Origin of the sequence: Kitasatospora sp. NPDC059327 (assembly GCF_042752535.1) — a bacterium.
GTDB lineage: Bacteria > Actinomycetota > Actinomycetes > Streptomycetales > Streptomycetaceae > Kitasatospora.
The window spans coordinates 1-1,957 of sequence record NZ_JBHYYB010000053.1; the positions used below are offsets into that span (position 1 = coordinate 1).

A 1,957-nucleotide genomic window follows, 5' to 3' on the forward strand; every position below is an offset into this window, starting at 1 on the left:
TTTTTTTAATGATAAGGCGACCAACGAGTTATACACTTTGGTGGTCGTCGGCTGCGTCATTTGTGTATAAGAGACAGGGGTGCTCGGCCGGGCCCCGGCGGCCGCGCGGCCGACGACGCCGCGGCCGGGCCGATCGGCCGGCGGACCGTCGCTCCCGCCGCGCGCCGCCAGTTCGCTAAGCCGCTCGTGCAGGGCGGCCGCACCGGGCCGCTCGGCGGGCTCCTTCGCCAGGCAGGCCCCGATCAGCGGTGCCAGCTGCGGCGGTACGGCGGACAGATCGGGTTCCTCGTGCACCACCCGGTACAGCATCACCTCGGAGGAGGCGCCCGAGCCGAACGGCGTGTCCCCGGTGAGCGCGTACGCCAGCGTCGCCCCGAAGGCGAAGACGTCCGTCGCGGGTGTCACGGCGGCGCCGCGGACCTGTTCGGGCGCGAGGAAGCCGGGGGAGCCCACCGCCGTGCCGACATGGGTGAGCGTGCTGGCACCGCGTGACCAGGCGATCCCGAAGTCGATGATCCGCGGGCCGCGGGGCGAGAGCAGGATGTTGGACGGCTTGAGGTCCCGGTGGACGACCCCGGCCTCGTGCACCTTGACCAGTCCGTCGGCCAGCGCGGCGCCGATCCTGGCGGCCTCCGGCCAGCTCAGCGGCCCGCCGTCGCCGACCCGCTTGTAGAGCGAGGGCCCGGGGACGTACGCGGTGGCCAGCCAGGGGCGGTCGGTCTCGATGTCGGAGCCGACCACCCGCGCCGTGCAGCCGCCGCGGATCCTGGAGGCGGCGGCGATCTCGCGCGCGAACCTGGTCCGGAACTCCAGGTCCTCGGCCAGCTCCGCGCGGATCAGCTTGAGCGCGACCCGCTGCCCACGCCGGTCCGAGCCCAGGTAGACGACGCCCATGCCACCGGCTCCGAGCCGCCGGTGCAGTCGGTACGGCCCGACGATGCGGGGGTCCTCACGCCTCAGCCGCATCATCGCCATCATCGTTCCCCGTCAGCCTGTGGATGAGGCCCCGTCGGTTGGGGCATCGTCAGTTCCTGTCGGGCACAGCTTACGGACTGCCTGCTGCGGTGTGCTGATACGCAACACCTGAACCCTCCGTGCGATTGTCCGATCTTGCACTGACAGTCGCGCACGCGGCGGCGGACACCTCTCGGGGTCGGCTCTCAGGGTTCCCCCGGGGGCGGGGCGGAGCGCGTCTCCCCCTTCGGTAGTACTCCTTAAGTCGGAGCGTCATCCTCGGGGATGCCCGGAGAACAGTACGACGGCATGACGTCCGACCACCCCCTCGGGCCCTAGCGTTGTCCTCAGCGGTGGACGGGGAGCTCGTCCCCCGAGGTAAGCCGTCCACCGCGTCCACTTCGGCCACCGGTCGGTACGAGCGGCACGTCGTTCACACAGCGCAGGAATCAGGAGTGAGGGCATGGCACCGCAGCTCACGGGATCCCCCCGCCGCCGTCGGCCGGCCTTCACCCAGCGCCAGGCCGCCGAGCCGACCAGGCACCCGGCGGTGGCGCTGGCCATCGCGCTGCCCTGCGCGGTGCTGCTGGTGATGCTGTTCGGAGGGTGGGAGCAGATGGCGAACCAGGCCCAGGCCGTCGCCGATCTGATCAAACACTGACCGATCACCCTGTGAATCCCGGCCGGCGACCAGCCCGGCCGGCCACTGAACGGGCACTGATCCCCTGGGGACGGGGAGCCGGTGCCGCCGGGGAAGGCCGTGCCCGCGACCACTCGCGGACGGGCGAGTGCGGTGCACAGAGCACCCCGGCAGGCGGAGATGCCGTGTACGGACGTCGGTGAGGGCGTCCGTACACGGCTCTTCTTCGTTCCGGGCCCACCCCGCGGCGGCCCCGGCGGAGGGCCGGTCGGTCGGAGCGGGCACCCACCGGTTCGGAGAACGCCAAAGGACCGGGGCCGTGATCCTGGTGGATCACGGCCCCGGCCGGATACTGTGCGCGAT

General features: G+C 71.6%; 2 protein-coding genes. One reads left to right on the plus strand and one right to left on the minus strand.

All coding sequences use genetic code 11. From position 1 onward, the window contains the following. The coding region (locus tag ACFXHB_RS27610) for a serine/threonine-protein kinase (RefSeq protein ID WP_380577355.1) at window positions 1-975 on the minus strand (975 nt) is incomplete at its 3' end. Between the two features lie 442 nt (window positions 976-1,417). On the opposite strand from ACFXHB_RS27610, the gene ACFXHB_RS27615 reads away from it, so the two are divergent. Continuing rightward, window positions 1,418-1,615 (plus strand): hypothetical protein, encoded by a 198-nt coding sequence (locus ACFXHB_RS27615; protein ID WP_380577356.1) that lies wholly within the window; start codon window positions 1,418-1,420, stop codon window positions 1,613-1,615. Window positions 1,616-1,957: the final 342 nt, after the last annotated feature.